Here is a 25,840-nt window from a genome sequence, read left to right on the forward strand (position 1 = left end):
CCCCTCAGTCCCATTCCAGGCCGCCGCGGCGCCAGACGTATGCGTAGGCGACGAAGACGGTGAGCACGAAGAGCAGCATCTCGACGAGCCCGAAGATCCCCAGGGAGTCGAAGGTGACGGCCCAGGGGTAGAGGAAGACGATCTCGATGTCGAAGACGATGAAGAGCATCGCCGTGAGGTAGTACTTGATGGGGAAGCGACCGCCGCCCGCGGGCATCGGGGTGGGCTCGATGCCGCACTCGTACGCTTCAAGCTTCGCCCGGTTGTACCGTTTTGGGCCGATCAGCGTGGCCATGACCACGGAGAAGATCGCAAACCCTGCGCCGATGGCGCCGAGCACGAGGATGGGTGCGTAGGCATTCACGCTCCTCGCTCCTTCCAGTCGTCCTTGACCGTTGGTCGCATGTGAGGCAGTTCACAAGCCAGACTGGTGCGCATCTTATGCCTGCCGGTCTGTGATCTGCGACACGGGTAACAACACCGAGTTTGTGATCTCCACCACCTGACGAACGATCATGAAGCCCGATGAGTGGTGATCTTCGTACGCAAGGCATCCACATGATCACCAAACGTGACATCCGGCCTCGTTACCGCAGGTAGGGGCGGCCTTGCACTATCAAAAATTGGGCGCTACAGGCAAATTGGCGGCTGGGCGGTCGGGGTGGTAAAGGAATCCACTTCCCCCGCGCGGGGGGTCCGGCGATACGGAAGTGGACGACGGCCCCGGCGCCGGGACGGCGCGCAGAGGATGTGCATCCGTTCACGAGCGGCGGCGCGGCCCGCGAACCGCACGGCGAGTTCACGGTCGGATCACGGACCGGCCACAGCGCCCTCACGGCGACAGGTAACTGTGACCTGCGTCACGTCGATCATGACCCGCAAAAAGGAGGCTTGGCCATCTGTGCGGGTCGATGGTAGGCGGTGGATCAATTCGGACTTATTGCTGAAACCCCATGATCACAGCCTTGCGAAGGCCTGTCCGATACGTCCGTTACGGCGTCAATAAGAGGCGCGGCGCGCCCGGTTGCCGGGCTTTTCCCGCAACTGTGGCGCAGACCACGTTTCTTGAAGGTGACCCTGCACCCCTGATAGCGGTTGTCCCATGTCCCACACCGCTCACATACCCAGCCACCGGAAGCCCCGCCGCAGCGCCTCGAAGCTCGCGGTCCGCGCCGGAGTTGCCGGTGGCGTCCTCAGCACCCTGGCCATGGCCGGCACCGCGAGCGCGTCCCCGTCTACCGAGCCCGTGGCCGAGACGACGCTGGAGATGCCGGTCCTCAGCCTGGACCTCGGCACCGAGGTCTCCAACGCCGTCAACACGGCCGCCGAGAACACCCGCGTCGCCGCCGTCGAGGCCGCCGTCACCGGCGAGCTGAACGCCCAGGAGGAGAGCGCCCGTACGGGTGCCGCCGCCGAGGCGAAGCAGGCGAAGGAAGACGCCACCAAGGCCGCCGAGCAGAAGGCGAAGCAGGAGGCCGACCGCAAGGCCGACGCCGAGCGCGCGGGCCGCAGCTCCGGCCGTTCCTCCCTGACCAACGCCTCCGCCTCCGACGACGGCAGCGGTGCCACCGTCAAGGGCGGCTCCAGCAGCGGCCGCTCCTCCGCGACCGGCTCCGCCGCGGCCATCATCGACTTCGCCTACGCCCAGGTCGGCAAGGCGTACGTGATGGGCGCCACCGGCCCCTCCGCGTACGACTGCTCGGGCCTCGTGCAGGCCGCGTACCGCCAGGCCGGCATCTCCCTGGACCGCACCTCGCAGGACCAGTCCCTGGCCGGCACCTCGGTGTCGCTGAGCAACCTCCAGCCGGGCGACATCCTGTACTGGGGCCCCAAGGGCAGCGCCTACCACGTCGCCATCTACGTGGGCGGCGGCAAGTTCGTCGGCGCGCAGAACCCCAGCACCGGCATCGTCGAGCGCCCGCTCAGCTACGACATGCCGACCGGCGCCGTCCGCGTCCTCTGACCCACCCGGTCTCCGCGAGGTCCGGTACTCCCCCCTGCTCGGGGGCGGAGTACCGGACCTTCGGCATACCCGGAATCCCGTCCCGCAGGACGGCTCGTGCGGAATCCCCCGAAGCGCTGCGAAGATGGACGCACAGCCGTGTGCCCGTAGCGATTCCTGGAGTTGGTGATCCCGTGAGCGGAACCTCGTGCGAGGACCACGGCAACGACACCGCGCTCCCCGCCGCGCTCGGTCTGGGCATGCTGGCGGTGGGCGGCTGGCTGCTGACCACCGCCCGCCCCTGGCACAAACCCGGCACCCCCCTCACCCTGGGCCTGGGCTGGACGGTCTCCGGCGCGCTGCTGCTGGCGGGCCTCGGCCTGCTGACCCACTGCGTCCGCACCGTCCACGGGGCCCCGGAGGGCCCGCGGGAGCCCGGGGACGGCTGAGCCGCCCGCCGGGGATCCGGGGGCGGCTCAGGGGGCTCTCAGGGCGCGTACCGGCCCGGGTCAGGCCTTCGGGGCCACCTTCGAGAGGCCGTTGATGATGCGGTCCATCGCGTCGCCGCCCGTCGGGTCCGTCAGGTTCGCCAGCATCTTCAGCGTGAAGCGCATCAGCACCGGGTGCGTCAGGCCGCGCTGGGCGGCGATCTTCATGACCGTCGGGTTGCCGATCAGCTTCACGAAGGCGCGGCCCAGCGTGTAGTAGCCGCCGTAGGTCTCCTTGAGCACCTTCGGGTAGCTGTGCAGCGCCAGCTCGCGCTGGGCCGGGGTGGCGCGGGCGTGGGCCTGGACGATGACCTCCGCCGCGATCTGCCCGGACTCCATCGCGTAGGCGATGCCCTCGCCGTTGAACGGGTTGACGAGCCCGCCCGCGTCACCGACCAGCAGCAGGCCCTTGGTGTAGTGCGGCTGCCGGTTGAAGGCCATCGGCAGGGCCGCGCCGCGGATCGGCTGCGTCATGTTCTCGGGGGTGTAGCCCCAGTCCTCCGGCATGGACGCGCACCAGGCCTTGAGGACCTCGCGCCAGTCCAGCTCCTTGAAGGCGGAGGAGGAGTTGAGGATGCCGAGGCCGACGTTGGACGTGCCGTCGCCCATGCCGAAGATCCAGCCGTAGCCGGGCAGCAGCCGGTCCTGCGGGCCGCGCCGGTCCCACAGCTCCAGCCAGGACTCCAGGTAGTCGTCGTCGTGCCGGGGCGAGGTGAAGTACGTGCGCACGGCGACGCCCATCGGGCGGTCCTCGCGCCGGTGCAGGCCCATCGCCAGGGACAGGCGCGAGGAGTTGCCGTCGGCGGCGACGACGAGCGGGGCGTGGAAGGTGACCGGGGTCTTCTCCTCGCCGAGCTTCGCGTGCACGCCGGTGATGTGCCCGGTGCGCGGGTCGCGGACGGGCTCGCCGACGTTGCAGCGCTCGTACAGGCGGGCGCCGGCCTTCTGCGCCTGGCGGGCCAGGGTCTCGTCGAAGTCGTCGCGCTTGCGGACGAGTCCGTAGTCCGGGTAGGAGGCGAGTTCCGGCCAGTCCAGCTGGAGCCGCTGCCCGCCGCCGATGATGCGCAGGCCCTTGTTGCGCAGCCAGCCGGCCTCTTCGGAGATGTCGATGCCCATCGCCACCAGCTGCTTGGTGGCGCGCGGGGTCAGACCGTCACCGCAGACCTTCTCGCGCGGGAACGCGGTCTTCTCCAGGAGCAGGACGTCGAGTCCGGCCTTCGCGAGGTAGTAGGCGGTCGTCGAGCCGGCGGGCCCGGCCCCGACGACGATCACGTCCGCGCGGTGTTCGGAGAGGGGCTCGGTGGGCTCGGTCACTGCGGGGTCTCCCGAAGGCTCGATAAGGGGTGCCCAACGGCACAGGACATGACGCAGTCTATGCAGCGAGAGTGATCGCGATCCGAAGGGCTGCCCCGATGACGACCTCGCCGACGACCCGGCCGCCGCTGCCGGCGGTCCAGCTCCGCGTACCGATCGACGAGGACGCGCACGCCTGGCACCGCGTCTTCGACGACGCGGACGTGATGGAGTTCCTGGGCGGTCCCGCGGAGCTGTCCTTCTACGAGGAGATCACCGCCCGGCAGCGGATGCACGACGCACAACTGGGCCACTGCCTGTGGACCCTGCTCGACGGGGAGGGCGAGGTGCTCGGCTTCACGGGCGCGCAGCCGTGGCCGGCGGCGAAGGCGTGGGGGCCGGTGGGCCGGATCGAGATCGGGTGGCGGCTGGGGCGTGCCGCGTGGGGGAAGGGGTACGCGTACGCCGCCGCGCTGGCCACGCTGGAGCGGTTGCGGGAGGTCGGTGTCGGGCGGGTCTGCGCGGTGATCGACGTACGCAACGTGCGTTCGGTGGCGGTGGCGGAGCGGCTCGGCATGACGCCGGGCGAGGAGATCGCCGCCCCGGGCGGCCGCCGGGCCCGCCTCTACGAGCTGACGCTCGCGGGGGCGTAGGGGCCTTCTCCCCGCCCCGCCCCTTCCCCAGCTACCGCTGGGGGAGGGTAGGGGGCCCGGCCCCGCGCGGCGGCAACGGCCCGCAGGCGGCGGACAGGCCCCAGCCGGGGGCAGCGGCCCCGCCCGGCCTCCGGCGGACGGAGTCCGCCGCAGCGGTGCGAAGCCGGGGAGGCCGGCCGCGGCCGAGCCGCGCGAGCGGCGCGGGAAGGACTAGAAGACGCTCAGGCCCGTCAGTGTCGTGAAGCGGTCCAGGGCCGCCGCGCCCGCGACCGAGTTGCCCTGGGCGTCCAGGCCCGGGCTCCACACCGCGAGGGTGCAGCGGCCCGGGACGACCGCGATGATGCCGCCGCCGACCCCGCTCTTGCCCGGGAGCCCCACCCGGTAGGCGAACTCCCCCGCCGCGTCGTACGTCCCGCAGGTCAGCATCACCGCGTTGATCTGCTTGGCCTCGCTGCGGGTGAGGAGGCGGGAGCCGTCCGCCCGGAGCCCGTGCCGGGCCAGGAAGCGGGCGGCCAGGGCCAGGTCCGCGCAGGTCATCTCGATCGAGCACTGCCAGAAGTAGTGGTCCAGCAGCGCCGGCACGGGGTTGTCGATGTTGCCGTAGGACGCCATGAAGTGCGCCACGGCCGCGTTCCGGTCGCCGTGTTCGTGCTCGGAGGCGGCCACCTCCGCGTCGAAGCCGACGTCCGGGTTCCCGCTCTCCTGCCGCAGGAACTCCAGGAGTTCGCTGCTCGCGTCACCCGTCAGCGTCTGCAGCCGGTCGGTGACGACGAGCGCGCCCGCGTTGATGAAAGGATTCCGCGGGATGCCGTTCTCGTACTCCAGCTGCACCAGGGAGTTGAACGGGTTGCCGGACGGCTCCCGCCCCACCCGCTCCCACAGGCTGTCCCCGCCCTCCGCGAGGGCGAGGGCCAGCGCGAAGACCTTGGTGATCGACTGGGTGGAGAAGGGGACCCGCCAGTCCCCGGTGCCGAAGACGTTCCCGTCGAGGTCGGCGATCGCCATCCCGAACCGGCGGGGGTCGACCCCCGCCAGCGCCGGGATGTACTCGGCCGGGGTGCCGCTGCCGATCAGCGGGGCGACGTCCGCCGCGATCCGTTCGAGGATGTGCTGGTAGTCCACTGGTGCCACACGTGCCGTCGGGTGCTAACGGACCTTGACGCCGCGGTGCAGGGCCACGATGCCGCCGCTCAGGTTCCGCCAGGCGACCTTGCCCCAGCCGGCCTTCTGCAGCAGCTCGGCCAACGCGGGCTGGTCGGGCCACTCGCGGATGGACTCGGCGAGGTACACGTACGCGTCGGGGTTGGAGGAGACCGCGCGGGCCACCGGCGGCAGGGCGCGCATCAGGTACTCGGTGTAGACGGTCCGGAACGGCGCCCAGGTCGGCTGCGAGAACTCGCTGATGACGACCTGCCCGCCGGGCTTGGTCACCCGGTACATCTCGCGCAGCGCGGCGTCCGTGTCCTGGACGTTGCGCAGCCCGAAGGAGATCGTCACGGTGTCGAACACGTCGTCCGCGAAGGGCAGCCGGGTCGCGTCGCCCGCCGTCAGCGGGAGCCACGGGTTGCGCTTCTTGCCCTCCCGCAGCATCCCGAGGGAGAAGTCGCAGGGGACGACGTACGCGCCGGTCGCGGCGTACGGGAGGGAGGAGGTCGCGGTGCCGGCGGCCAGGTCGAGCACCTTGTGGCCGGGGCGGGCGGCGACCGCCCTGGCGGCCTCCTTGCGCCACAGGCGGGCCTGCCCGAGGGAGAGGACGTCGTTGGTGAGGTCGTACTTCTCCGCGACGCCGTCGAACATGGAGGCGACTTCGTGCGGCTGCTTGTCCAGGGAAGCCCTTGTCACTGGCGGTGCCCCTCGATGCTCGGTGTTTCTGCGGCGGACAGGTCGTACCCCGTCATCCTCTCAGGCCGCCACCGAGTCGGCCGCCCCGGCCCGGCCGGGCCCGCTCCGGCATAAATTCAGGCAGATCCAGCCCGGAAGCGGGCAGACTGGGCGGGATTACGAACAAACGGGGGACCATCCATGGCAACACGCCGCTCAGTCAACGCACGACGGGCCAAACGGCGCAGGCGACTTCGACTGCGCCGCACGGTCCTGGGCGGGGCGACGTTAGCCGCGCTCTCCGTCGCCGCCTACTGGCTCGGGCTGGAGAAGGGCGCCGCCACCGCCGCCCTGGGCGGCCCGTCGCCGGCGGCCGAACGGGCGGCGGCACCGGCCGAGCACGCGGCTCCCACCCCGCCCCGGAGCCCGACCGCGAGCCCGAGCCCCACCGCGAGCCCGAGCCCGAGCCCGACCGCGGCCCCGGGCGCGTTCACCGCCTCCTCCACCGCCGGCCGGGCCCAGGGCGAGGGGCGCCCGCTGCGCTGGCGGGTGGAGACGGAGAACGCCAGCGGCGTCGACCCGGACTCCGCCGCCCGGAACATCGAGGCGATACTCGGGGACCGCCGCGGGTGGATACGCGACCCCTCGTACGGATTCCGGCTGGCCGGCCGCGACGAACCGGTGGACTTCACCGTGAAGATCGCCACGCCCGCCACCACCGACCGGCTGTGCGACGTGGTGACCCCCGAGCTCATCGGGGAGACCAACTGCCAGGCCCACCACACCATCGTGGTGAACCTCAAGCGCTGGCAGGAGGGATCGCCGAAGTTCCAGGGCTCGGCCGCCGAGTACCGGGCGCTGATCATCAACCACGAGGTGGGCCACGAACTGGGCCGCGGCCACGAGACCTGCCCCCGGCCGGGCGCCCCCGCCCCGGCGATGATGCAGCAGATCAAGGGGCTCCAGGGCTGCGTCTCGAACGCCTGGCCGCACACCGCCGGCGGAACCTACCTGTCCGGCCCCCAGGTGCCGTAGCGGGCGGGCGGGACTCCGACGACAGGGCCTAGCGCCGCCGGTGCAGCAGCCGGCCGCCGATCACGGTGGCCACGCAGGTGGTCGCCCCGCGCTCCAGCAGTTCGGCCTCGTCCGCCACCGCGAACACCGCGAACCGGGCCTCCGCCCCGTCCCGGAGCAGCCCGTGGTAGGCCTGCCCGGCGCTCTCCCGCCCGGTCAGCGGGTCCAGCGCCGCCTCGCCCTCGTAGGGGGCGGGCGGGACCACGGCCAGGCCCGAGCGGACCACCGCCGTGCGCACCGCCGGGACCGTGAACCGTCCGGCCACCGCCACCACCCCGCGCGCCAGCAGCTTCTGCGTGCCGCGCCGGGCGCTGTTGCCCCGGCGGGAGTCGGTCAGCTTGAGGGCTTCCAGGGCTTCCGCACCGGTGATCGGGTCGGCGCCCAGCTCGGTGACCTCGTACGGGTCGTCGGGGTAGTAGGTCCCCTCCAGCAGCACGTCCGCCCCGCGCGCCAGCAGCCCCGGCGTGAGGACCCCGGGCCAGCGCCGCACCCGGGCGTGCGGCGCGGCCGCGCCGAGGTCCTCGTAGCGGCCCGTGCGGACGATCCGGTCGCCCTCCACCAGGACGGCGCCCGCCTCCAGCGGAGCGGCGCCCGGCCCGGTGACGAGGAGCTCGGCGGTGTGCAGCGTCAGCATCGGGGGTCGGTCCGCGTCAGTTCGTGGAGATGAGCTTCAGCTCGGGGTGCGCGGTGCCCCCCTCGATGGCGGTCGAGGAGATGTGCGAGACCACGCGGTCGTCGACCGGGTCGTTCGCCGGGTCCTCGTGCACCAGGAGGTGCTCGTACGTCGTGGCGCGCTGCGCCGGGACGCGGCCCGCCTTGCGGATCAGGTCGATGATCTCCTGGCGGTTCGAGCGGTGCTTGGCACCGGCGGAGGAGACGACGTTCTCCTCCAGCATGATCGAACCGAGGTCGTCGGCGCCGTAGTGCAGGGAGAGCTGGCCCGCCTCCTTGCCGACGGTCAGCCAGGAACCCTGGATGTGCGCGACGTTGTCGAGGAAGAGGCGCGCGATCGCGATCATCCGCAGGTACTCGAAGACCGTCGCCTGGGTCCGGCCCTTGAGGTGGTTGTTCTCGGGCTGGTACGTGTACGGGATGAACGCGCGGAAGCCGCCGGTGCGGTCCTGCGTGTCACGGATCATCGCGATGTGCTCGATGCGCTCGGCGTTGGTCTCGCCGGTGCCCATCAGCATGGTGGAGGTGGACTCCACGCCCAGCTTGTGGGCGATCTCCATGATCTCCAGCCAGCGCTCGCCGGACTCCTTCAGCGGGGCGATCGCCTTGCGCGGCCGCTCCGGCAGGAGTTCGGCGCCGGCGCCCGCGAAGGAGTCGAGGCCGGCCGCGTGGATCCGCTGGATGGCCTCCTCGGCGGAGACGCCGGAGATGCGGGCCATGTGCTCGACCTCGGACGCGCCGAGGGAGTGGATGACCAGCTGCGGGTAGGCCTTCTTGATGGCGGAGAAGTGCTCCTCGTAGTACTCCACGCCGAAGTCCGGGTGGTGCCCGCCCTGGAACATCACCTGCGTGCCGCCGAGCTCGACGGTCTCCGCGCAGCGGCGCAGGATGTCGTCGAGGCCGCGGGTCCAGCCCTTCTTCGTGTCCTTGGGGGCCGCGTAGAAGGCGCAGAACTTGCACGCCGTGACGCACACGTTCGTGTAGTTGATGTTGCGCTCGATGATGTACGTCGCGATGTGCTCGGTCCCCGCGTAACGGCGGCGGCGTACCGCGTCGGCGGCCTGGCCGAGCGCGTGGAGGGGAGCGTGCCGGTAGAGGTCGAGCGCCTCTTCCTTGGTGATCCGGCCCCCCGCGGCGGCGCGGTCGAGGACGGACTGGAGTGCGGCCAGGTCGGTCACCGGTGGGTCACCTTTCGGCGGTGTGTCAAGGGTCCGGACCGATCCAGCCTACGCCAGGGCCCCCGGCCGGATCCGCCAGGGGGCGGGGACCCCGGTCACGGGCTGCGGACGAGGTCGCCCTCCGGGTTCCCGGCCCCCCGGTCGCCCGACCGGTAGTGCAGCGTGCCGCCGGGGTTGAGGGTGAGGCGTTCGTCGGCGGAGCCGCCGGAGCAGATGCCCGGGGCCGGATTGGTGCCGACCGAGCTGTCCAGGACCAGGGAGCCGTCGGTGGCGGAGACCAGCCTCCAGTCGCCGCTGCAGTCGGCGCCCAGGACCGGGAGGATCGACTTGTCCCGGGCGACGACCTCGCCGACGCCGCCCGCCTTGATGGTGATCTCGAACTCGGTGGTGGCCTTGATGGTGGTGGAGACGGTGCCCTTCCAGGTGCCGATGAACTGCTCGGGCACGTCCTTGCGGGACCCCTTCGGGGTGGAGGCGGAGGGCCGGGGGGCGGAGGCGTCCGCCCCGGGGGTCGAGGCGGCGGCCGGGGGCCTGCCCACCGCCGCGTCCCTGGTGTCGCCCTGACCGGGCAGCAGCCCCATCCCGTACAGCCCGCCCGACAGCGCCACCAGTGCGGCGGCCGCGCCGAGGACCAGGGTGCAGCTGAAGCGGCGGCCGGCCGCGCTGAGGGTGACCCCGCCCCGCTCGCCGCCCGGCGCGGTCCGGGGCTGCGGCACCCCGGCGCCGCCCCCGGCCGTCTCGGTGGGCGCCCCGTACACCCCGCCGCCGGTACCCGGGCCGTACGGTCCGCCGCCGGAACCGCCCGTCCCCGGCCCGCCGGACCCGTAGGGCCCCGCGTTCCCGGCGTACCCGGGCGGGGTCCCGTACGAGGCGTCCGGCGTCCCGAACCCGACCCCGGCGGGCCCGCCGTAGGAGCCCTGGGCGAACGGCACCGGCCCGGACGCGGACACCGTCCCCGGGCCGTACCCGGCCCCGAACCCGTGCCCGGACCCGTCACCGGAGCCGGGCTCGCCTCCGTATCCGGCACCGTAACCGGCCCCGTGCCCGCCCCGCCCGTCGCTCCCGGAACCGGAACCGGAACCGGAACCCGGCCAGGATCCGGAACCCGCGCCGGCCGCGCCCGCTCCGGCACCGGGGAACCCCGCCGCGCCCCGGCCGCCGGAGGCACCCGCCCCGCCCCCGCCCTCGGCGGCGTCCGCGTCCAGGTCCAGCAGGGCCACCGCCGCCCGGCTGGCCTCCTCCACCAGTGGGGCCGGGAGCCAGCCCGGGGCGCCCAGGGCCCCGCCCAGCGCGGCCGCGAGGTCCCCGGGGGACGGCCGCTCCGACGCCGCCTTGGCCAGGCAGGACGCGATCAGCTCCCGCAACTCCCCGGCCGGGACCGCGTCCAGCTCCGGCGGCTCGTGCACCACCTTGTAGAGCAGGGTCGCGGAGTTGTCCCCGCTGAACGGCGGCCGGCCGGTCGCCGCGAAGGCCAGCACCGCGCCGAGGGAGAACACGTCCGAGGCCCCCGTGACCCCCTTGCCGAGGATCTGCTCGGGCGCCATGTAGCCCGGCGAGCCGATGGACACGCCGGTGGAGGTCAGCGAGGCGGTGCCGTCCGTGGCCCGGGCGATCCCGAAGTCGATCAGCCGGGGCCCGTCCAGGGTCAGCATCACGTTCGAGGGCTTCACGTCCCGGTGGACCAGGCCCAGCCCGTGCACCGCCACCAGGGCCCGCGCCAGCCCCCCGCCCACGGCCCGTACCGAGCCCTCCGGCAGCGGCCCGTGCCCGGCGACCGCCCGGTCCAGCGAGGGACCCGCCACGTACCCGGTCGCCACCCACGGCACGGCCGCCTCGGGGTCGGCGTCCAGGACCGGCGCCGTCCACTCCCCGCCCACCCGCCGGGCGGCCTCCACCTCGCGGCGGAAGCGGATGCGGAACTCCGCGTCGGAGGCGAAGTGGGGGTGCACGACCTTCACGGCGACGGTCCGGCCGCCCGCGCTGCGCCCCAGATAGACCCGGCCCATGCCGCCCGCGCCGAGCCGGCCCAGCAGCCGGTACGCGCCGATCGTCCGCGGCTCACCGGCTTCGAGCGGGTGCATCGCGTCCCCCCTGTCCCCGGGTTCCACGTCACCCGGACAGCAGCACCTTAGGGGGTGCCCGGCGGATCCGGGCGGCGAAGGGCGGGCGTCAGCGGCGGTCCGCGCCCCACACCTCGCTCTCCCTCAGCACCGCGAGGGCGAAGGCCAGCCGCCGGTCCAGCCAGCCGTCCCGCCCGACCTCGTACCAGCGGGGCCCCTGGGCCGGCCGGAAGGACAGCACGGTCTCCTCCCCGGCCCGCCACAGCACCGGCTTCAGCGGGTCGCGGGAGGTGTCCTCCGCGCCCAGGCTCAGGACGTGGTCGACGACGCTCCCGAGGACCTTCCCGACACCCCGCTCCACGATCCGCCCGGGTCCCCCCTCGGCCCAGCGGCGCGGGGCGGTCACCTCCGGGTGCCCGGGCTGCTCCAGCCACCAGCCGTGCCGGACCAGCCGCTGTGCCGCCGGGGTCCGGTGGACCGTGCCGGTCTCCCGCCCGGCCGCGTCCGTCACCCGGTGGTGGTCGCCGCCGGGGTCCAGCGGGAGCACCAAGCACAGCGGCCGGGTCCGGGCCTCGTCCTCGTACAGCCGGAAGCCCCCCTGCCGCAGCGGGACGCCGTCCGGGCCGGCCGGCGCGACGTACAGGGCCGGGACCATCAGCTCCTCGCCCCCGCGCAGGCGCGGGACGCGCACGGCGTGCGCCCCCGCACCCCGCCTGGACGCGCGCACCGCGTCGCGCAGCACCCGGCCGACCGTGAAACGGGTGATCCCGTCCCAGGGCACCGGTTCGAAGGGTTCCGCGGTTGCCGTGTTCCTGCCGAATGCCATGACCTTCCCCGCCCCGCTCGTATTCCGCTCCGCCGATCTTCTTCCACTTCTCCGGGCGTGTGCGACGGAAATGCGAAAGGCGAACGAATTACCGGCAAACGGAACATTCCCGAGCGGTGAAGCGGAAGATCCCCGGGAAGATCCCCGGGCTATTGACGATCAGCGTTCCTGTCGGCCGGCCTTCAGCAACTCCACCGTCACATCGGCCGCGTAGCCGGTGTCCGCTCCCGTTCGGCGCGCGAATTCCCGCACCCCGGCGAGTTGTTCCGGACCGAAGCGGAAGTCGAGGGTGGTGAAGTAGCGCTGGAGCAGCCCGGCGTCGAACGCCTCCCAGCGGGCCGCCTGCTCGGCGACCTTCACGACCTCCTCCAGGGAGAGGTCCCGGGAGGCCAGGAAGGCGTCGTGGACCTCCCGGACGATCTCGGGTTCGCGGGCCAGGTAGTCCTTGCGGGCGGCCCAGACGGCGAAGACGAACGGCAGCCCCGTCCACTCCTTCCACATCTGCCCCAGGTCGTGCACGGCCAGCCCCAGCCGGGGCGCGTCGTGCAGCGAGGCGCGCAGCGCGGCGTCGCCGATCAGCACCGCCGCGTCGGCCTCCTGCATCATCAGCCCCAGGTCAGGGGGGCAGGTGTAGTAGTCCGGCCGGACCCCGTACTGCTCGGCGAGCAGCAGCTGGGCCAGGCGCACGGAGGTCCGCGAGGTCGAGCCGAGGGCCACCCGCGCCCCGTCCAGCTGCTCCAGCGGGACCTGCGAGACGATCACGCAGGACATGACGGGGCCGTCGCAGCCCACGGCGATGTCCTGGAGGGCGACGAGCCGGTCGGCGTTGCGGAGGAACTCGACGAGGGTGATCGGGGCGATGTCCAGGTCCCCCTGGACCAGCCGCTCGCTCAGCTTCTCGGGGGTGTCCTTGGTCAGCTCCATGTCCAGCAGGGTGCCGGTGCGCGCCAGCCCCCAGTAGAGGGGCAGGCAGTTCAGGAACTGGATGTGGCCGACCCTGGGCCGGCTGCGATAGACGTCCACATCGCGAGACTAGCGGCGCTTCTCCGTCAGCGATCGAGCGGGTCTCAAACGTCCGGGTGACGTGATCTTTCCCTCTGGTCTCGGCCCGAGGGTGCGTGCTAGGCTCGACGCAAGTTGCAGTTTGGTTTCCCTTGCAGTACGAGGCCTGCGGAGCATGTAACCCGCAGGCTTTTGTAGTTTTCAGACTTCTTAGCAGGTTCTGGAGCAGGGCGACCCTTTGGCCCATAGGAGGGCTCATGGCTACCGGAACCGTGAAGTGGTTCAACGCTGAAAAGGGCTTCGGCTTCATCGCCCAGGACGGCGGCGGCCCGGATGTCTTCGTCCACTACTCCGCGATCAACGCCTCTGGCTTCCGCTCCCTCGAGGAGAACCAGCAGGTGAACTTCGACGTCACGCAGGGTCCGAAGGGCCCGCAGGCGGAGAACGTCACCCCGGCCTAGTCGCCAGGCCGGCCGGATCGCGGTCGGATATAGCAGTACCCAAGGAGCCCTGCTCCCTCCGTGCGAACGGAGGGGCGGGGCTCCTGCCTTTTCCCCCGAGCAGGGGCCGCCGCCGCCGTTCGGGGCCGGATCCTGGTTCCCCTGAGTGACCGCTCATCACACCGCGTGTACAGCCGACGGGTGTCGGGGATGTTCGGTCGCGGACATCGGACCCGCACTCACGGAGGAATCGGATGACGAAGCTCGCTTGGGCCGTACGGGGTGTTTCGGCGGTGTCGGGGGCGGTGCTGCTCGGCGCCCTCATGGCGCCCTCCGCGGCCGCCGGGGGCACGGACGACCGGGACGAGCACGAGAGGAAGTGCTCGGTGTCGCGCGACTTCTCGCTGACCACGCCGGACGACATCGTCCCCACGATCGTCTTCCGCGTGGCGACGGACCGGCAGGGCCACGCCTTCCTCAACGACACCCGCAACCCCGGCGTGTGGATCAACCTCGGGCTCCTCGACAACGCCCCGAAGTGCGTCACGGACACCGCCACCGACGTCGGCCCCGGCCACAACCTGAAGATCGACCTCCTGGACAAGAAGGGGGTCGTCCACCACACCAGCTGCAGCATCAACGCCGCGGTGCCCTACACCCCGGCCAACCTGGCGTCCTTCTGCGGCGTCGGCTTCGTCCGCGTCGACGGCACCCCCGTATAGGGGCTCCGCGGCCCGTACACGACGGCACGGCCGGTCGCGCGGGGCGACCGGCCGTGCCGTCGTGCGTGTTCCGTCCGTACGGGCCGGGGTCAGGCCTTGGGGGCCGCCTTCGGGGCGGTGACCGTGAGGTCCAGGACCAGTTCCGCCCCGTCCGCCGTGGTCAGCCGCAGGTGGTAGGTGCCCGCGGGGACGTCCGTGGTCAGCAGCTCCGGCAGGTCGGTCTTCCCGTCGGCCCCGGTCTTGGGCAGCTCCAGGGAGAACAGCTTCTGGCCCTCCGCGGCGCCCTTGAAGAACGGGCCCTTCGGCGTCTTCGGGTCGACCGGGACCCAGGCCCCGGGCTTGCCCGTGACCAGCGTCGCGGTGACCTGGACCCCGGCCTGCGCCTTGCCGTCGCGGGCGGTCAGGAACTGCAGGCCCTTGACCGAGGCGCCGGCCGCGACCTCGACCGCCCCGCCGCCGTCCGCACGGGTCAGCGCCACCGGCTTCTCGGCCGGCTTCGCGGTGACCTTGCCGTCCAGCGCGACGGTGAACTGGCCCTTGGAGTCGTAGGCCCTGGCCCGGAGGGTGAAGGTGCCCGCCGTCGGACCGGCCTTGAGGCGCGGCGCGGTGGCGATGCCCTGGGCGTCGGTACGGACGACCACGCTCGCCTCGTCACCGAAGACGAAGCCCGTGCCGCCGGTGGTGTCCTTCTCGACCGCGAAGAGCACGGCCTGGCCGACGGCCGGCTTGCCGTCGCTGAGCACGGCCTTGAAGCGGACGCCGTCCGCGAACGTGCTGCCGGCCTCCGCCGCCAGTTCGCCGTCGCCGACGCGCTCCAGCTTGGCCAGCGTCGCGGGCGCCGGGGTGGGCTTGGTCGGGTCGGGCTTCGGGTCCGGCTTGGGCGTCGGCTTCGGGTCGGGCTTGGGGTCCGGCTTGGGCGTCGGCTTCGTCGCCGGCGGGTTGGGCGTCGGGACGTGCGGCGGGGTGGGGACGGTCGGCGTCGGCGGCGTCGGGAAGGTGCCGACGGGCGGGTTCGGGACCCCGGCGGTGCCGTCCTGCTGGTACTGGCGCATGTAGCCGAGCACGCTGTTCACGTACTCGCGCGAGTTGTTGTAGCTGAGGATCGCCCGGTCGAGGTCGGCCGGGGTGGAGAGGTCCTTGCCGCCCGAGCAGAGGTAGAGGCCCGCGCCCAGCGCCGCGTCGTAGATGTTGTTGGCGTCGCGCTTGCCGTCGCCGTTGCCGTCGGCCTTCCAGGTGGCCCAGGTGGAGGGGATGAACTGCAGGGGGCCGAAGGCGCGGTCGTACTCGGTGTCGCCGTCGAACTCGCCCTTGTCGGTGTCGAGGATCTTCTCGTAGCCGTTGCCGTCGAGGCGGGGGCCGCGGATCGGGCGCTCGGTGGTGCCGTCGTCCTTGAGCCCGTAGCCGGAGGCGTGCACGGACTCGACCCGGCCTATGCCCGCGATCAGCTGCCAGGGCAGCTTGCACTTGGGCAGGGCGGCGGCGACGGCGACCTCGGCGCGCTTGTAGGCGTCCAGGGCGGTCGCGGGGATTCCGGCGGCGCCCTCGGTGGCCGCACCGCCCGCGGCGGGCGGGACGACCGGGTCGGCGAGCTGGCCCGGGAGGTCGAGGCGGGCGTCGCCGCGCTCGGCGGCCTGCGGGCTGTCCGGGGTGGGTTCGGCCTCGCCCGCGCCGGCGACCGGGGTGTTGGTCACCACTGCTGCGGTGGTGAGGCTGGCCGCGAGGGCGGCCGTGCACAACACCTTGCGCGAGGTGTTGACTACGTGACGGTGAAGCGGCTTCACGGTGCGGCGATCCCCCCAAGGCGGCCGGCGAAGTCAGGCGCACGGCCGGTCGGGCCGTGATTGTTCTGTCTATCAGGTATTCGGATACGACTCGCCGTCGCCCCCGCAGATATGACACACCATTCGTCTCGGCTTCACCCCCCTGTGGCCCAGGACGTCCAGCCCGGCTCCTGCGGCCCTCCGGCCCGGTGCGAACGGGACTTCCGGCCCTGCCCGGAACCTCCCAAAGGCCCATCCTGGCAGGGCTCGTGGGAATTTACCCTGTTTTCATGGCGAGTGGTGGCAAGAAGGACCAGCGGCGCGAGGCCCGTGAACGGCTCCTGGCGGAACGGGAGGAGCAGGCGCGGCGCGCGCGGCTGCGCGGGCGGCTGCTCGTCGGCGGGGCCCTGGGCGCGGTCCTCGTGATCGCGGCCGGGGTGGGCGTCTACGCGTCGCGGTCCGCCGGTTCGGGGGAGAGCGAGGCGGGCGGCAGGCCGTTCGTGCGGCCCGCGCACACGGCCGGCGAGGACGGGGCGGTCGTCCCGTACGGCAAGGAGGGCGCGAAGGACCTCGTATCGGTCTGGCTGGATCCGCGCTGCCCGTTCTGCGCGGGCGTGGAGACGGGCCTCGGACCGGCCTTCAAGGAGCGGGCGGACGCCGGGGACTACCGCGTCGAGTACCACTTCGCCACCTTCCTGGACGGGGCCCTCGGCGGCAAGGGCTCCAAGCGCGCGCTGAACGCGCTGGGCGCGGCCGTCAACGAGAGTCCGGAGAAGTTCATGGACTACCTCCAGGTGCTCTACCGGAACCACCCGCAGAAGGAGTCGGACGACAAGTTCGGCTCGACGGCCACCCTGCTGGACCTCGCCGACCGGGTACCGGGGCTGCGCAACCCGGACTTCGACAAGGCGGTCAAGGAGCTGACGTACATGCCGTGGGCGGACCGGGTCTCCAAGGCCTTCTACGGCAGCGGCAAGAAGGGCACGCCGGTGGTGGAGGTCAACGGCAAGGAGGTGGACGTGCTGACGGGCAAGGGCCTGGAGACGATCACCCCGGAGGCCTTCGGGCGGCTGGTGGCGGCGAACCCGAAGGCGTGACCCGCCGGGGGAGGTTGACCGGCGGGCGGCCCGACTCCTGGTACTTTTCGGCCAGACGAGAGAACTGGCGTGCGAAGCCTCCTCCTTCCGTGAAGGCATCCGGAAGGCGGGGCGGGCCGTGGTCCGGGCCGTGCACCGCCCTGCCCGCCGCCGACCGGCCGGCCGGCCGCCGCTCTCCTGCCCGCGCCGCCGATCCCGAAGGCCTGCCATGACCACCCCGCCGCACCAGCCCGCGCCGAACCCCTACTCCGGGGCCCCGGTCCCGCCGAACCCGTACGCGGGCGCGCCCGGCGCGCAGCCGAACCCGTACGCCCAGCAGGCCGCCGGCCAGCCGCCCGTGGGCGAGCAGCCCGCCGGCCAGCCGCCGCACCCGTACGCCCAGCAGCCCGCCCCCGGTTTCCCCGCCCAGCAGGGCGGCCCGGGCGGGACGCCCCCGGGCGCCGTGCCCTACGACCCCGCCTTCGCGCCCCCGTACGGCCACGCGCCCGCGCCGGGCTGCCGCAACTGCGGGGCCCCGCAGGCCGCTCTCTTCTCGGTCCGCGCGCACGTCGGCGTGCTGGTCCTGATGCGCTTCCACACCCTCCAGGGCCCGTTCTGCCGCCCGTGCGGCCGGTCCCTGGTGCGCACCATGACCACCAAGACCCTGTGCCAGGGCTGGTGGAGCCCCCTGTCCCTGGTGCTGTTCACGCCGTTCACGCTGTTCTGGAACCTGCTCGCCGCGATGAAGTTCGGCAAGCTCCCGGACCCCACCCCCGCGCCCGGCCGCCAGCCGCTGGAGGAAGGTCCGCCGGTGCACGCCCGGCCGCTCGCCTACGTGGCGATCATCCCGTTGCTGTGGTTCACCTGGGTCGCCGTGAACATCTACCTGGACGCCACCGGGCGCCGCTGAGCCGCCCGGCCCCCGCAGCCCGTCCCCCGCACCCCTTCCCACCGCGGCCACTCCCGCCTACCCTGACGCACCGTCAGAAACGGATCGTCACACGGGAGCGCGCCATGCTGCTGCGAGGGAAGACCGTCGTCGTCTCCGGTGTGGGGGCCGGGCTCGGCCACCAGGTGGCCGCCGCCGTGGTCCGCGACGGCGGGAACGCCGTCCTCGGTGCGCGCACCGAGGCCAACCTGGCCAAGTCCGCCGCCGAGATCGACCCCGACGGCGCCCACACCGCGTACCGGCCCACCGACATCACCGACGAGCGGCAGTGCGAGGCCCTCGCCGCGCTCGCCGCCGAACGCTTCGGCGGGATCGACGCCGTCGTGCACGTCGCCGCCTGGGACTCCTACTTCGGCGGCCTGGAGGACGCCGACTTCGGGACCTGGCAGCAGATCCTCGACGTCAACCTCCTGGGCACCCTGCGCATGACCCGCGCCTGCCTGCCCGCCCTCAAATCCGGGGGCGGCGGTTCCGTCGTCCTGATCGGCACCCAGTCCGCCGTCGCCGCGCCCAGCGAGGTCCGCCAGGCCGCCTACGCCGCCTCCAAGGGCGCGCTGACCTCCGCCATGTACTCCCTGGCCCGCGAGCTCGGCCCGCACCGGATCCGCGTCAACACCGTGCTGCCCGGCTGGATGTGGGGCCCGCCCGTCCAGGCCTTCGTCACCTTCACCGCCCACACCGAGAACGTCCCCGAGGCCGAGGTCCACGCCCGCCTCACCGACCGGATGGCCCTGCCCGACCTCGCCACCGACGGGGACGTCGCGGACGCCGCCGTGTTCCTGGCCTCCGACCGGGCACGGGCGATAACCGGCCAGTCCCTGCTGGTCAACGCCGGTGAGCTGATGCGGTGACCCCCTCCGGCCCCCGAACCGCTGATCGTATGCTCGCCGTATGACCACTCCGAGTGACGCCCCGACCGACAACGCGATGCGCCGCGCGCTCCGGCGGGCCCGCGACGGTGTCGCGCTCGACGCGACCGAGGCGGCCGTGCTGCTCCAGGCCCGCGGCGAGGCCCTGGAGGACCTCGCCGCCTCCGCCGCCCGGGTCCGCGACGCGGGCCTGGCGGCCGCCGGCCGCGCGGGCGTGATCACGTACTCGAAGAGCGTGTTCATCCCCCTCACCCGGCTCTGCCGCGACAAGTGCCACTACTGCACCTTCGCCACCGTCCCCGGCAAGCTGCGCCGCGCGGGCCACGGGATGTTCATGTCCCCGGACGAGGTCCTCGACATCGCCCGCCGGGGCGCCGCCCTGGGCTGCAAGGAAGCGCTCATCACCCTCGGGGACAAGCCCGAGGACCGCTGGCCCGAGGCCCGCGAGTGGCTGGAGGCGGAGGGCTACGACGACACGATCTCCTACGTCCGCGCCATCTCGATCCGCATCCTGGAGGAGACCGGGCTGCTGCCCCACCTCAACCCCGGGGTCATGTCCTGGGCGGACTTCCAGCGCCTCAAGCCCGTGGCCCCGTCCATGGGGATGATGCTGGAGACCACCGCCACCCGGCTGTGGTCCGAGCCCGGCGGCCCGCACCACGGCTCCCCCGACAAGGAGCCGGCCGTCCGCCTGCGCGTCCTGGAGGACGCCGGGCGCTCCTCGGTCCCCTTCACCTCCGGGCTGCTCATCGGCATCGGCGAGACGTACGAGGAGCGCGCCGAGTCCCTGTTCACGCTGCGCCGCGTCTCCCGCGCCTACCACGGCATCCAGGAGCTGATCATCCAGAACTTCCGCGCCAAGCCGGACACGGCGATGCGCGGGATGCCGGACGCCGAACTGGACGACCTGGTCGCCACGATCGCCGTCGCCCGGCACATCATGGGCCCCTCCGCCTGCCTCCAGGCCCCGCCCAACCTGGTCGACGGCGAGTACGCCCGCCTGATCGGCGCCGGCATCGACGACTGGGGCGGCGTCTCCCCGCTCACCCCGGACCACGTCAACCCCGAACGCCCCTGGCCCCAGATCGACCTGCTCGCCGAGCGGTCGGCGGCGGCCGGGTTCGAGCTGCGCGAACGGCTCTGCGTGTACCCGGAGTTCGTGCAGCGCGGCGAGCCCTGGCTGGACCCCCGCCTGCTGCCCCACGTACGCGCCCTGGCCGACCCGGAGACCGGCCTGGCCCGCCCGGACGCCGTCGTGGAGGGGCACCCCTGGCAGGAGCCCGAGGAGGCCTTCACCGCCGCCGGGCGCACCGACCTGCACACCGCGATCGACACCGAGGGCCGCACGGGCGACCGCCGCGAGGACTTCGACGAGGTCTACGGCGACTGGGAGGCCCTGCGCGAGGCCGCCGCGCCCGGCATGGTCCCCGAGCGGATCGACACCGACGTACGGGCCGCGCTGGCGCAGGCCGCCGAGGATCCCGAGCGGCTCACCGACGAGCAGGCCCTGGCCCTGCTGCACGCGGACGGCCCGGCGCTGGACGCCCTGTGCCGGATCGCGGACGACCTGCGCCGCTCGGTGGTGGGCGAGGACGTCACGTACATCGTCACGCGGAACATCAACTTCACCAACGTCTGCTACACCGGCTGCCGGTTCTGCGCCTTCGCGCAGCGCCGCACCGACGCCGACGCGTACACCCTCTCCCTGGAGCAGGTCGCCGACCGGGCCGCCCAGGCCTGGGACGTGGGCGCGGTCGAGGTGTGCATGCAGGGCGGGATCCATCCGGACCTGCCGGGGACGGCGTACTTCGACATCGCGCGGGCGGTGAAGCAGCGGGTGCCGGGCATGCACGTGCACGCCTTCTCCCCGATGGAGGTCGTCAACGGCGCCACCCGCACCGGGATGTCCGTACGGGACTGGCTGACGGCCGCCAAGGAGGCCGGGCTGGACTCGATCCCGGGCACGGCGGCGGAGATCCTGGACGACGAGGTCCGCTGGGTGCTCACCAAGGGCAAGCTGCCGACGGCGGACTGGACGGAGGTCATCACCACCGCGCACGAGCTGGGCATCCGCTCCTCGTCCACGATGATGTACGGGCACGTGGACCAGCCCCGCCACTGGCTCGGCCACTTCCGCACCCTGGCCCGCATCCAGGAGACGGCCCGCGCCAACGGGGTGGAGGGGTTCACGGAGTTCGTGACGCTCCCCTTCATCCACACCAACGCCCCCGTCTACCTGGCGGGCATCGCCCGGCCCGGCCCGACGGTCCGCGACAACCGGGCCGTGACGGCGATGGCCCGGCTGCTGCTGCACCCGCACATCCCGAACATCCAGACCAGCTGGGTGAAGCTGGGCACGGAGGGCGCGGCCGAGATGCTCCGCTCCGGCGCCAACGACCTCGGCGGCACCCTGATGGAGGAGACCATCTCCCGCATGGCGGGGTCGAGTTACGGCTCGTACAAGTCGGTGCGGGACCTGGTCGCGGTCGCGGAGGCGGCGGGCCGGCCCGCGCGCCCCCGGACGACCTTGTACGGGGAGGTGCCGCAGGAGCGGCAGGACGCGGCCCGGGCCTCGGACGGGCACCTGCCGGAGCTGCTGCCGGTCCTGGAGTGACCGCGGGGCGCGGACGGGCGGCGGGGAAGCGGGGTCAGCCGACGAGGAGGTCCTGCTTCAGCTCGCGCAGCTCGCGGGCGTCGATGCCGAGGCCGTCCTTGAGGTACCGGTCGAAGGTGCCGTACGTGGCCTTGACCTCGTCGTAGCCCGCGTTCAGGTACTCGGGGCGGACGTCGAGCATCGGCTTGTAGACGGCGGCCTGGGGGGCCGGGAGGTGGGAGAGGACCGCGTCGTTGGCGGCCTTGCGGTAGTCGTTGCTGGCCAGGTAGTCGGCCATCACCGTCTCCTGCGGCACGCCGAGGGCCGTCAGCAGCGAGGCGTTCGCCCAGCCGGTGCGGTCCTTGCCGGCGGTGCAGTGGAACAGGACGGAGCGGGCGCGGTCGTTGCCGATGCCTTCGAAGACCTGCGTGTACGCCTTCTTGCCGCCCTCGCCGCCGACCATGGCCTTCTCGGCGCCGATCATGGCGTTGACGGCCTCGTCGGGGGTCTTGGGCAGGGTCTGGAAGGAGCCGGAGCCCGCGAAGACGTCGGCGACGACGTAGTGCGCACCGGCCGGGACCTTGTCGGCGTCCTTGGTGCGCTCGTCCTGCATGCGCAGGTCGAAGACGGTCTTCACGCGCAGGCGCTGGAGCTTGGCCAGGTCGCCCGGGGTGAGCTTGTTCAGGGCGTCGGAGCGGTAGACCTCGCCCATCTTGACCCACTGGCCGGTGGTGGTGCGGTAGCCGCCGGCGTCGCGGAAGTTGACCGCGCCCTCCAGCTTGACCAGACGGTCGGCGAGGTGCAGGCCCTGGCCGTGGTCGGCCTTGAAGTCGAACCACTGGCGGTCGGCGGCGGGCAGGCCCGTGACGGTCGCCTGACCCTTGGCGCCGCCCTTGGCGACGACCTTGCCGTTCGCCTTGATCTCGACGTGCCTGGTGCCCTTGGCGTTCCACTTCAGGGTGAACGAACCGTCCGCGGCGGCGGTGACGGTGGCCTCGGTGAAGGGGATCGAGGTGCGGTCGTGGTGACGGCCGGGCCATTCCCAGCCGGAGGCGGAGGCGGCGGGGGCCACGACCAGGGCGGTGGTGAGAGCGGAGGCGGCGACGGCGGTCGCGGCGAGGAGAGCCTTCTTCATGGCGTCGAGGCTCCGGGCCCCCGGCGAACCCCGCATGAACAGGACATGGCTGGAACCAGCCGCCGCGAAGGAAAGTGGCAAAACGTGCCACTTGATCATCTCGCGGGCTGGGACCGCCCCCGTTCCGGCCGTTCTGCGGTCACTTACGGGCCGACCTGACGGACTCCTTCCGAATCCACCCGAACCGTCCACTACAGTGCGCGCCAGACTCTGGGGGGACGGCATGGACACAACGACGAGCACGGGCACGGGCACGGGCACGAGCGCGGCGACCGAAGCGGGGGCGGAGGCAGCGGCGGACGCCCCGGCGGCGTCTCCCCCGGCCCCGGCCGCACCCCCCGGGGCGGGGGTCGTCCTGGCCACCGCCCTGTGGGGCCGCACCGAACAGCAGGACTTCCGCAGCCGGGTCCGCGGCACCCTCCTCGGCTCCGCCATCGGCGACGCCCTCGGCGCCCCCGTGGCCGGCCTCTCCCTGGACGGCATCCGCGAGGCCCACGGCCCGGCCGGCCTCACCGAACCGGCCCCCGCCCACGGCCGCCGCGGCGCCGTCACCGCGGCCACCCAGCTCACCCTGTTCACCGTGGACGGCCTGATACGGGCCCACGTGCGCCGGAACACCGGCGCCTGGCACCCCCCGACCGACCTCCACCGCGCCTACCTGCGCTGGGCCGCCACCCAGCACGACTGGGGCCCCGACGAACGCCGCAAGGACAACGGCTGGCTCGCGCACGAGGAGTGGCTCTACGCCCGCCGCGACCCCGACCGGTCGTGCATGACCGGCTTCGCCGACGACACCCTCGGTACCCTGGACCAGCCCAAGAACCCCACCGCCCGCGACGCCGCCGCCACCGTGCGCTCGGCCCCCTTCGGCCTCCTCGTCGGCTGGGAGCCCTCCCTCGTCCTCCAGCTCGCCGTCGAGTGCGCCGCCCAGAGCCACGGCCACCCCACCGCGTACCTGTCCGCCGGGGCCCTCGCCGTCGTCGTGCACGGCCTGACGCGCGGCGAGACCCTCGACGCCGCCCTCCGGCGCGCCCTCGCCCTCCTCGCCACCCGCCCCGGCCACCAGCCCGTCACCGACGCCCTGCACCGGGCCCTCGCCGCCGCCACCGCGGACGCGCCCGGCCCCCGCGCCGTCGAGTCCCTCTCCCCGGGCGACGGCCGCGACGCGGAGGACGCCCTCGCCGTCGCCGTCTACTGCGCCCTCGTCGCGGAGGACGTGGCGCACGGGCTGCGCCTGGCCGTCAACCACGGCGGCGACTCCACCGCCACCGGCGCCCTGTGCGGGGCCCTGCTCGGCGCCCTCCACGGCGAGACGGCCCTCCCGGCGGCCTGGCTCGCCGAACTGGAGGGCCGGGCCACGATCCTGGAACTGGCCGACGACTTCGCCCTGGAAATGACCCAGGGCCCCACCCTCCACCCCACCCAAGCCTGGCTGACCCGCTACCCCCAAGGCTGAGGTGTGGGCAGTCGTTCCGCAGGGCGGAACGGGTGGGCACACCGGAACAGCGCCGCCGCGCAGGCCGACCCCGCCCCGCCCGCACCCCGCCGCCACCCGGGCGGCCCCGTTCCCCTGCCACCGCCACGCGGAACCCCGTACCTTGACCCTCCCCACCACCCGGAGGTGCCCCATGCGGATCGCCACGACCATCTTCCTCACCGACCTCACCGTCACCCCCACCCGCCTCGCCACCACCCTCGAAGAGCGCGGCTTCGCCGGCCTCTACCTCCCCGAACACACCCACATCCCCGTCAGCCGCACCACCTCCGCCCCCATGGGCGGCGAACTCCCCGACCAGTACGGCCGCACCCTCGACCCCTTCGTCGCCCTCGCCCAGGCCGCAGCCGTCACCCGCCGCCTCCACCTCGGCACCGGCATCACCCTCGTCGCCCAGCACGACCCCATCGGCCTCGCCAAGCAGGCCGCCACCCTCGACCACCTCAGCGGCGGCCGCACCACCCTCGGCATCGGCTACGGCTGGAACGTCGAGGAGGCCGCCGACCACGGCGTCGACTGGCCCACCCGGCGCGAACGCGTCCGCTCGCACATGGCCCTCATGCGCGCCCTGTGGTCCCCGGAGCCGACCGCCTACGAGAGCCCCTACGGCTCCGTCCAGGCCAGCCACGCCCACCCCAAGCCCGCCACGCCCCCGCGCGAACTCCCCGGCGGTGAGCGGCTGCACGGCCCCCGCACCCTCATCGGCGGGGCGGCCGGCCCCAAGCTGTTCGCCGCCGTCGCCGACCACGCCGACGGCTGGCTCCCCATCGGGGGCGGCGGCCTGACCGGGAGCCTGCCCGTGCTGCGCCGGGTCTGGGAGGACGCCGGACGCGACCCCAAGACCCTCCAGGTGGTCCCGTACGCCGTCCAGCCCAACCCCGGCAAGCTGGCCCACTACGCCGAGCTGGGCATCGAGGAGGTCGTCCTCCAGCTCCCCTCCGCCCCGGAGGACGAGGTCCTGCGCACCCTGGACGGCTTCGCCCAGTACCTCTGAACTCCCCCGCGGTGGCCGGAACCGCACGCCCCCGGCGGGGCGTGTCTCCGGGTGCGCCGGCCCGCCCGCACGGCTGGTACGTTGGCGCGTTCCGTTCCACCGTTCGTTTCCAGTCAACTCGCTTTCCTGGGGGACCTTCCCGTGCACAGCAGCCCGCACCGCACCCTGCGCATCACCGCCTTCGCCGCGGCCGGCCTGGCCGCCGCCCTGACCCTGACCGCCTGCGGCAGCGACTCGAAGGCGGACGCGAAGCCCGGCAAGACCCCCGCGGCCGCCCTGACCCCGACCGTCGCCCCGACGGCCGCCGCGAGCACGGGCAGCAGCACGGGGAGCGCGGGCGCCGGCTCCCTGGAGGGCGGCTGGATCTCGATGCAGAACCCGGGCAAGGGCGTGGTGCTCACGGTCAAGGGCCAGAAGGCGTTCGTGGTCGAGGGCGCCACCGGCGCGACGTGCGAGGGCACCGCCAGCGGCAGCACCCTCGACCTGAAGTGCGCCCCGGGGGAGACCCGTTCCAAGGGCAAGGTCGACTCGGTCGACGCCACCACCCTGAAGGTCACCTGGGAGGGCGCCGGCCAGGACACCTTCCAGAAGAGCGAGCCGGGCAAGCTCCCGTCGCTCCCGGCGCTGCCGACGAAGAAGTAGCCGTCACGGCACCCCGGCATGACGAACCGGGCCCGGAGCGCAGCAGCGGCTCCGGGCCCGGTTCGGCGTCACGCTCCCGCGTGATGGATCGGAACCTGCAGTTCCGATCCCCCCGTTGACGGCGCCGACCTGGGGCGCCGCTGAGAGAGAAACTAG

Annotated in this window: 24 protein-coding genes; 13 read left to right on the forward strand and 11 right to left on the reverse strand. The window is 73.1% G+C overall.

Going from position 1 to position 25,840, the window contains the following annotated elements:
- Positions 1-4: 4 nt before the first annotated feature.
- On the reverse strand, positions 5-364 hold the full coding sequence (locus tag ACFVXK_RS03345) for an NADH-quinone oxidoreductase subunit A (protein ID WP_045946775.1): 360 nt from the start codon (positions 362-364) through the stop codon (positions 5-7).
- Between the two features lie 738 nt (positions 365-1,102).
- Between ACFVXK_RS03345 and ACFVXK_RS03350 the strand changes: the two genes are divergently transcribed.
- Both ACFVXK_RS03350 and ACFVXK_RS03355 read left to right on the forward strand, forming a co-directional pair.
- Entirely contained in the window at positions 1,103-1,963 is an 861-nt protein-coding gene (locus ACFVXK_RS03350; RefSeq protein ID WP_389609858.1) for a C40 family peptidase, read from the forward strand.
- 173 nt (positions 1,964-2,136) lie between these two features.
- A complete protein-coding gene (locus ACFVXK_RS03355) occupies positions 2,137-2,391 on the forward strand; it encodes a hypothetical protein (protein ID WP_389609859.1) in 255 nt (84 codons plus the stop codon).
- A 60-nt stretch (positions 2,392-2,451) separates the two neighbouring features.
- Here ACFVXK_RS03355 and ACFVXK_RS03360 read toward each other — a convergent pair whose 3' ends face one another.
- Positions 2,452-3,744, reverse strand: a complete 1,293-nt coding sequence (locus tag ACFVXK_RS03360; protein ID WP_045946772.1) for a geranylgeranyl reductase family protein — start codon at positions 3,742-3,744, stop codon at positions 2,452-2,454.
- Positions 3,745-3,842: 98 nt separating this feature from the next.
- On the opposite strand from ACFVXK_RS03360, the gene ACFVXK_RS03365 reads away from it, so the two are divergent.
- A complete protein-coding gene (locus ACFVXK_RS03365; RefSeq protein WP_389609860.1) occupies positions 3,843-4,376 on the forward strand; it encodes a GNAT family N-acetyltransferase in 534 nt (177 codons plus the stop codon).
- Between the two features lie 210 nt (positions 4,377-4,586).
- On the opposite strand, the gene ACFVXK_RS03370 is transcribed toward ACFVXK_RS03365, so the two are convergent.
- Positions 4,587-5,498, reverse strand: coding sequence for a glutaminase (locus ACFVXK_RS03370; protein ID WP_389609914.1), 912 nt, complete (start codon positions 5,496-5,498; stop codon positions 4,587-4,589).
- A 24-nt stretch (positions 5,499-5,522) separates the two neighbouring features.
- Complete coding sequence (locus ACFVXK_RS03375) at positions 5,523-6,218, reverse strand: demethylmenaquinone methyltransferase (protein ID WP_389609861.1); 696 nt, start codon at positions 6,216-6,218, stop codon at positions 5,523-5,525.
- A 180-nt stretch (positions 6,219-6,398) separates the two neighbouring features.
- On the opposite strand from ACFVXK_RS03375, the gene ACFVXK_RS03380 reads away from it, so the two are divergent.
- A complete protein-coding gene (locus ACFVXK_RS03380) occupies positions 6,399-7,232 on the forward strand; it encodes a DUF3152 domain-containing protein (RefSeq protein WP_389609862.1) in 834 nt (277 codons plus the stop codon).
- A 28-nt stretch (positions 7,233-7,260) separates the two neighbouring features.
- Here the strand turns inward: ACFVXK_RS03380 and ACFVXK_RS03385 are convergent, their stop codons facing one another.
- From ACFVXK_RS03385 to ACFVXK_RS03405, 5 genes are all read right to left on the reverse strand, one after another.
- Positions 7,261-7,905, reverse strand: a complete 645-nt coding sequence (locus tag ACFVXK_RS03385; protein WP_389609863.1) for a hypothetical protein — start codon at positions 7,903-7,905, stop codon at positions 7,261-7,263.
- 16 nt (positions 7,906-7,921) lie between these two features.
- Complete coding sequence (gene mqnC, locus ACFVXK_RS03390) at positions 7,922-9,121, reverse strand: cyclic dehypoxanthinyl futalosine synthase (protein WP_389609864.1); 1,200 nt, start codon at positions 9,119-9,121, stop codon at positions 7,922-7,924.
- 95 nt (positions 9,122-9,216) lie between these two features.
- A complete protein-coding gene (locus ACFVXK_RS03395; protein ID WP_389609865.1) occupies positions 9,217-11,202 on the reverse strand; it encodes a serine/threonine-protein kinase in 1,986 nt (661 codons plus the stop codon).
- A gap of 88 nt (positions 11,203-11,290) precedes the next feature.
- A complete protein-coding gene (locus ACFVXK_RS03400; protein WP_389609866.1) occupies positions 11,291-12,007 on the reverse strand; it encodes a hypothetical protein in 717 nt (238 codons plus the stop codon).
- 159 nt (positions 12,008-12,166) lie between these two features.
- Entirely contained in the window at positions 12,167-13,030 is an 864-nt protein-coding gene (locus ACFVXK_RS03405) for a menaquinone biosynthetic enzyme MqnA/MqnD family protein (RefSeq protein ID WP_389609867.1), read from the reverse strand.
- Between the two features lie 236 nt (positions 13,031-13,266).
- On the opposite strand from ACFVXK_RS03405, the gene ACFVXK_RS03410 reads away from it, so the two are divergent.
- Together ACFVXK_RS03410 and ACFVXK_RS03415 are read left to right on the forward strand one after the other, a co-directional pair.
- Positions 13,267-13,470, forward strand: a complete 204-nt coding sequence (locus ACFVXK_RS03410) for a cold-shock protein (RefSeq protein ID WP_007265804.1) — start codon at positions 13,267-13,269, stop codon at positions 13,468-13,470.
- A 233-nt stretch (positions 13,471-13,703) separates the two neighbouring features.
- Complete coding sequence (locus ACFVXK_RS03415; protein WP_389609868.1) at positions 13,704-14,171, forward strand: hypothetical protein; 468 nt, start codon at positions 13,704-13,706, stop codon at positions 14,169-14,171.
- 89 nt (positions 14,172-14,260) lie between these two features.
- Here ACFVXK_RS03415 and ACFVXK_RS03420 read toward each other — a convergent pair whose 3' ends face one another.
- Positions 14,261-15,952: a hypothetical protein gene (locus tag ACFVXK_RS03420; RefSeq protein WP_389609869.1), complete on the reverse strand. Its 1,692-nt coding sequence runs from the start codon at positions 15,950-15,952 to the stop codon at positions 14,261-14,263.
- A 269-nt stretch (positions 15,953-16,221) separates the two neighbouring features.
- Between ACFVXK_RS03420 and ACFVXK_RS03425 the strand changes: the two genes are divergently transcribed.
- From ACFVXK_RS03425 to ACFVXK_RS03440, 4 genes are all read left to right on the forward strand, one after another.
- Entirely contained in the window at positions 16,222-17,028 is an 807-nt protein-coding gene (locus ACFVXK_RS03425) for a thioredoxin domain-containing protein (RefSeq protein WP_389609870.1), read from the forward strand.
- Positions 17,029-17,236: 208 nt separating this feature from the next.
- The gene (locus ACFVXK_RS03430) at positions 17,237-17,917 is read left to right on the forward strand and encodes a hypothetical protein (RefSeq protein WP_389609871.1); all 681 of its coding nucleotides are present in this window, start codon (positions 17,237-17,239) and stop codon (positions 17,915-17,917) included.
- Between the two features lie 104 nt (positions 17,918-18,021).
- Positions 18,022-18,807, forward strand: coding sequence for an SDR family oxidoreductase (locus tag ACFVXK_RS03435; RefSeq protein ID WP_389609872.1), 786 nt, complete (start codon positions 18,022-18,024; stop codon positions 18,805-18,807).
- A 40-nt stretch (positions 18,808-18,847) separates the two neighbouring features.
- Positions 18,848-21,439, forward strand: coding sequence for a bifunctional FO biosynthesis protein CofGH (locus ACFVXK_RS03440; RefSeq protein WP_389609873.1), 2,592 nt, complete (start codon positions 18,848-18,850; stop codon positions 21,437-21,439).
- A 34-nt stretch (positions 21,440-21,473) separates the two neighbouring features.
- Here ACFVXK_RS03440 and ACFVXK_RS03445 read toward each other — a convergent pair whose 3' ends face one another.
- Complete coding sequence (locus ACFVXK_RS03445) at positions 21,474-22,553, reverse strand: tyrosine-protein phosphatase (RefSeq protein WP_389609874.1); 1,080 nt, start codon at positions 22,551-22,553, stop codon at positions 21,474-21,476.
- Between the two features lie 367 nt (positions 22,554-22,920).
- Here ACFVXK_RS03445 and ACFVXK_RS03450 point away from each other — a divergent pair, with 367 nt between their 5' ends.
- From ACFVXK_RS03450 to ACFVXK_RS03460, 3 genes are all read left to right on the forward strand, one after another.
- Positions 22,921-24,009, forward strand: a complete 1,089-nt coding sequence (locus tag ACFVXK_RS03450; protein ID WP_389609915.1) for an ADP-ribosylglycohydrolase family protein — start codon at positions 22,921-22,923, stop codon at positions 24,007-24,009.
- A gap of 172 nt (positions 24,010-24,181) precedes the next feature.
- On the forward strand, positions 24,182-25,042 hold the full coding sequence (locus ACFVXK_RS03455; RefSeq protein WP_389609875.1) for a TIGR03619 family F420-dependent LLM class oxidoreductase: 861 nt from the start codon (positions 24,182-24,184) through the stop codon (positions 25,040-25,042).
- Between the two features lie 141 nt (positions 25,043-25,183).
- Positions 25,184-25,684 carry a hypothetical protein gene (locus ACFVXK_RS03460; RefSeq protein ID WP_389609876.1) on the forward strand — a complete coding sequence of 167 codons (501 nt, stop codon included), beginning with the start codon at positions 25,184-25,186 and terminating at the stop codon, positions 25,682-25,684.
- Positions 25,685-25,840: the final 156 nt, after the last annotated feature.

The organism is Streptomyces sp. NPDC058157 (assembly GCF_042884105.1).
In the GTDB taxonomy this organism is placed as follows: Bacteria; Actinomycetota; Actinomycetes; order Streptomycetales; family Streptomycetaceae; genus Streptomyces.